Raw genomic sequence first — 4,711 nt, forward strand, 5'->3', positions numbered from 1 at the left:
TACTACCCTATCCCCACCCCCACCACCCCGTCAAGATATCCAACCCAAAGTTTTTGGCAAGTTTTTGGCGAGAATAGCAGGGAAAAGAAGAAATAAAACTGTTTGAATATTGACATTCTGACTGCAGAGTTAATAAGATGGTTGCGAGGGTCAGGTTTCGGAGAAACTGTGATGCTGACTTTGCGCAAGCGGGAAGAGAGGGGTCATGTCAAGCTCAGTTGGCTTGATACTTACCACTCATTTTCTTTTGGAGAGTACTACGACCCTCGCTACATGGGCTTCCGGGCTTTGCGGGTGATTAACGATGACCGAATCAGCCCGAGTGCTGGCTTTCCGACCCATGGGCACCGGGACATGGAGATCGTTACCTATGTTTTGGAAGGGATCCTTGAGCATAAAGACAGCTTGGGCACGGGATCTGTGATTCGTCCTGGTGAAATTCAACGGATGACGGCAGGCACAGGGATCTGGCACAGCGAGTACAACCACTCGGCAGATGAGGAGGTTCATCTGCTGCAAATTTGGATTTTGCCGGAGCAGGAAAACCTGGAGCCCAGCTATGAACAAAAAGCGACGGGTTTGACAGAGCATCCCAATGAGTTTTGTTTAGTTGCCTCTCGAGATGGGCGCCAGGGATCCGTGATTGTGCATCAGGATGTGAATCTCTATGCGGGGTTGATTGAGCCGGGACGCACCATTCACCGACACTTGGATGAGAAGCGCTACGGATGGCTGCAGATAGCTCGGGGCGATGTGACCCTGGATGGCTTGTTTTTGCGAGAAGGAGATGGCGTGGCTATTGCTAGGGAAAGCGAGCTCAACCTTTTCAGTGAAGAAGGGGCTGAGGTGCTGCTGTTTGATTTGGCCTGAGGATGACTTTTGGCTGAATTCTGGCTGTTTGCCTTGAGCTTATAGTCGTTTTAGGCTGGGGTGAAGCGACTGAACTGCTGAGAAGAGCCTTCTGGCTCCGTACATTCAACGTTTTAGGCGCGGGTGCAGTGTCCTAGTTGGAATCGAAATGACCATAAGTCTTTTGGGATCTCAACTTTTTCTTCTGCTTTCAAGTACTTTCAGGAGGAGAAGTGGATCCCTTCTTCGAGGTTTTGCTGAGTGAATTGAGAAAGAACTTGCTGCCAAAGGTGGCCAGTCTGGGATCCCTTTCCCTTGACGTGTAGAAGGCGGGCTCCTTCCTGCTGGGGATGGGGCTGTAGGCGCAGCCAGAGGTAGGTCGCAGGCAGATGGCGGAGGTACTGGGGCCACTCAATAGCGGTGATCCCACCTTGGCTCCAAAGTTCTTCTAGCCCTAGGTCTTCTAGGAGTGTGGATTCTTTCCCACCGGCGCGAGCGGCAGAAGAGGTCTCTAGGCGGTAGAGATCGCAATGGAAAAGAGGGATCCGTCCGGTGTGGTATTCCTGCACCAGCACGAAGGTGGGGCTGTCGATGGGTTCAGGGATCCCCAAGCCCTGCCCTAGTCCCTGCACAAAGGTGGTTTTGCCGCTGCCCAGATTACCTTCGAGAAGAATGACCAAGCCGGAAGTGGAGCCGAGGCTGCGGCTGGGAGGGGGAGATTTTTGTTGACCTGAAGGGGCGAGGAAGCCAAGGGCGGCTTGAGCTACGAGGGCCCCTAGTGATTGGGTAGCAGCGGCGGATGGCAGCAGCAGAGGGGAGGCTTGCTGCCAGAGCTCTTCATTCTGTTCGCTGGCCATGGCTTACAACTCCTTTGGGGCGGGGATCCCAGGCGAGGAAGTTGCCTCGTTTGGGTGAACAGAAACGCGTTTGGGAGCTGTCAAGATTGCGGCCAGGCCTGCTCCAATGAGCAACAGGCTCACCCCCTGCGCCACCCGCAGGGATCCCAGCATGAGGCTATCGGTGCGCAGGCCTTCGATCCAGAAGCGCCCCAGGCTGTACCCCACCAGGTAGAGGCCCAAGAGGGTGCCGGGGGGAAGCTGGCGCCGGTAGCTTAAAAAGAGCAGGAGCCCGAAGAGACCAAAGTTCCAGAGGGATTCGTACAAAAAAGTGGGATGGACGCGCGATCCATCAGGCAGCTGCAGTTGTACCCACAGAGGGCTATCCGGAGGCAACACCTTTCCGTAGGCTTCGTTGTTGAAGAAGTTGCCCCAACGTCCGATCCCCTGACCAAGGCTGAGGGAGGGAACAAGGCAATCGGCTAGCAACCAAAAACTCAGCCGGTGCCGCCGGGCGAACAGGTAAAGCGCCGCACTGCCGCCGATCAAGGCACCGTGAATGGCAATGCCCCCCTGCCAGAGGGCCAAGACCTGCCACCAAGGGCCATCTCGATAGCGTTCCCACTCAAAGGCCACATAGTACAGGCGAGCAAGGGGCAGGGATCCAACCACCAACCACACCAGCAGATCAGGCATGGAACTGGGGGGAAGGCCACGCCGAGCTGCCAGATGGCGAGCCAGGAGCAAGCCCAACACCATTGCCAGGCCGATCAATAAGCCATACCAGCGCAGGCTGAGCGGCCCCCAACTAAACACAACCGGGCCGGGGGATTGTAAGACCAAAGTCATGACCGTGGGGACATTCCTGAGCAGATCCCTTTAGCCCACTCTACCCGCTCTGCAAGGCTATGCAGAAGACCTGCCCTCACCCCCAGCCCCTCTCCCAGAGGGAGAGGGGAGTTAGGAACCGAGGCAAGGTACGAGCTGACTGCAGTTGGAGGGAGAGGGATCCGCTCAGAGCAAGGCGACAATGTTAGAATGCAGGCTCGATTTTCCACCACGACTCCTGGGGGGGATGCGGGTTATGGCCCGGAAAGCCGCTGCTGTGAACACTGCTGATGACTCGGACAAATTGAAGTCAGAAAAACGCAAAGCCCTGGAGCAGGTGTTAAGCCAGATCGAGCGGAATTTCGGCAAAGGGGCAATCATGCGCCTGGGAGATGCCACCCAGATGCGGGTGGAGACCATACCCAGTGGGGCCATCACCCTCGACTTGGCCTTGGGCGGAGGTTACCCAAAAGGGCGGATTATCGAAGTCTTTGGGCCGGAATCTTCTGGGAAAACTTCAATTGCCCTACATGCCATCGCCGAAGTGCAAAAACAAGGGGGAACGGCAGCTTTTGTGGATGCGGAACATGCGCTGGATCCCACTTACGCAGCAGCTTTGGGGGTTGATATTCAAAACCTGTTGATCTCCCAGCCGGACACGGGGGAGGCCGCCCTGGAGATTGTCGATCAGTTGGTGCGCTCGGCAGCTGTGGATATCGTGGTGGTGGACTCGGTAGCAGCGTTGGTGCCCCGGGCTGAGATCGAAGGGGATATGGGAGATGCCCATGTGGGATTGCAGGCGCGCCTGATGAGCCAAGCGCTGCGCAAGATTGCCGGAAATGTCAGCAAAACCGGATCCATCGTTCTTTTCTTAAACCAATTGCGCTCCAAAATTGGCGGCATAGGCTATGGCCCCCAGGAGACCACCACCGGCGGCAATGCCCTTAAGTTTTATGCGTCGGTGCGGCTAGATATTCGCCGCGTTCAAACCCTGAAAAAAGGTGCGGAAGAATACGGGATCCGAGCGCGGGTCAAGGTGGTGAAAAACAAAGTTGCCCCCCCTTTCCGGCGGGCAGAATTTGACATCATTTTCGGCCAAGGGATCTCCAACATCGGCTGCATTATCGATCTGGCCGAGGAGATGGGCATTCTCAAGCGCCGCGGCTCTTGGTACAGCTACAAGGAGGAAAATGTTGCCCAAGGAAGGGACAATCTGGTTGTCTACTTGAAGGAAAACCCAGAGCTCCTAGCGGAGGTGGAAGCGGCTGTGCGGGAGAAACTTTCTGCGGGGGTGACGGTTTCCGCCAGCCGGCCGGCAGCGATGGAGGAGGGAGAGCAGGAAGAGAATGAGGATGCGGTCTTTGTAGAGGAAGAGTTCTGAGGGAGCAGCTAGCTGTTCAGGGAGCGCTTCCTGAGCGAGATCGCCGCTGGCGCAGGGCCTCGTAGAGCAACAACCCCCCCGTCATAGCGACGTTCAGAGATTCGACACCCTCGGCCATCGGGATCCGCACCTGGGCATCGGCCTGTTGGATAGTCGCTTCCCTCAGGCCAGCCCCTTCGTTGCCCAGGAGAAAAAGGGTAGGGCGGGTGAGATCTTGATCCCAGTAGCAGTTTGCTGTGGGGGAGAGGGTAGCAGCCAAGACTTGGATCCCGTGGCAACGGCAGCTCTGGATCCAGGCGGCTAGGTCGGGCACGACTTGGGGCGGACGGCGAAACCACTGGCCGGCAGAGGCCCGCAAGACTTTGGGGTTTTCGGGATCGACGCTGTCTGCGCTTAGCCAAAGGCCGTCGGCTCCTGCGGCGGCCACGACTCGGATTAGGGATCCCAAATTGCCTGGATCTTGCAGCGTTTCCACCACAAGGCCCAAACGTAACTTGGACAGGGGGGGAGAGGAAATCTGCCAACTGACGGCCACGGCCACAGCTCCTTCGGGAGACTCGGTGGTACAGAGCGCTGCCATGACTTCTGAGCTGACGGCCTGCCGCCGTAGACTCTTGGGCAGATTGGCCAGCAATTGTGGGTAACGCTCAGCCCACTCAAGCGTGTAGCAGAGAGCCTGCAGGGGCCAGCCAACTCGCAGGGCTTCTTCGATGAGGTGGGATCCCTCCACCAAAAAGGCGCCCTGTTCCCGCCGGCCTTTGCTGCGGTGCAACTGCCGCAACTTGCGGATCCAGGGGTTTTTCGGACTGGTCAGCAG

The 4,711-nt window shown here is 57.2% G+C and carries 5 protein-coding genes; 2 read left to right on the top strand and 3 right to left on the bottom strand.

What is annotated here, in order from left to right:
• The first annotated feature begins 171 nt into the window (after positions 1–171).
• Positions 172–870 carry a pirin family protein gene (locus tag NW820_RS08865; protein ID WP_414341852.1) on the top strand — a complete coding sequence of 233 codons (699 nt, stop codon included), beginning with the start codon at positions 172–174 and terminating at the stop codon, positions 868–870.
• A 200-nt stretch (positions 871–1,070) separates the two neighbouring features.
• Here the strand turns inward: NW820_RS08865 and tsaE are convergent, their stop codons facing one another.
• Positions 1,071–1,706: a tRNA (adenosine(37)-N6)-threonylcarbamoyltransferase complex ATPase subunit type 1 TsaE gene (gene tsaE / locus NW820_RS08870; RefSeq protein WP_414341851.1), complete on the bottom strand. Its 636-nt coding sequence runs from the start codon at positions 1,704–1,706 to the stop codon at positions 1,071–1,073.
• 3 nt (positions 1,707–1,709) lie between these two features.
• Positions 1,710–2,534, bottom strand: a complete 825-nt coding sequence (gene lgt / locus NW820_RS08875) for a prolipoprotein diacylglyceryl transferase (RefSeq protein WP_011433548.1) — start codon at positions 2,532–2,534, stop codon at positions 1,710–1,712.
• A gap of 235 nt (positions 2,535–2,769) precedes the next feature.
• On the opposite strand from lgt, the gene recA reads away from it, so the two are divergent.
• Positions 2,770–3,894: a recombinase RecA gene (gene recA / locus NW820_RS08880; protein ID WP_414331989.1), complete on the top strand. Its 1,125-nt coding sequence runs from the start codon at positions 2,770–2,772 to the stop codon at positions 3,892–3,894.
• A 16-nt stretch (positions 3,895–3,910) separates the two neighbouring features.
• On the opposite strand, the gene NW820_RS08885 is transcribed toward recA, so the two are convergent.
• The coding region (locus tag NW820_RS08885; RefSeq protein WP_414407283.1) for a TrmH family RNA methyltransferase at positions 3,911–4,711 on the bottom strand (801 nt) is incomplete at its 5' end.

It is taken from the genome of Synechococcus sp. R55.7 (genome assembly GCF_047461955.1).
Classification (GTDB): Bacteria; Cyanobacteriota; Cyanobacteriia; order Thermostichales; family Thermostichaceae; genus Thermostichus.

Bases quoted from the DNA above. Each gene is read 5' to 3' on its own strand.
- tsaE (WP_414341851.1), bottom strand. From the start codon at position 1,706: ATGGCCAGCGAACAGAATGAAGAGCTCTGGCAGCAAGCCTCCCCTCTG.
- lgt (WP_011433548.1), bottom strand. From the start codon at position 2,534: ATGACTTTGGTCTTACAATCCCCCGGCCCGGTTGTGTTTAGTTGGGGG.
- recA (WP_414331989.1), top strand. From the start codon at position 2,770: ATGGCCCGGAAAGCCGCTGCTGTGAACACTGCTGATGACTCGGACAAA.
- NW820_RS08865 (WP_414341852.1), top strand. From the start codon at position 172: ATGCTGACTTTGCGCAAGCGGGAAGAGAGGGGTCATGTCAAGCTCAGT.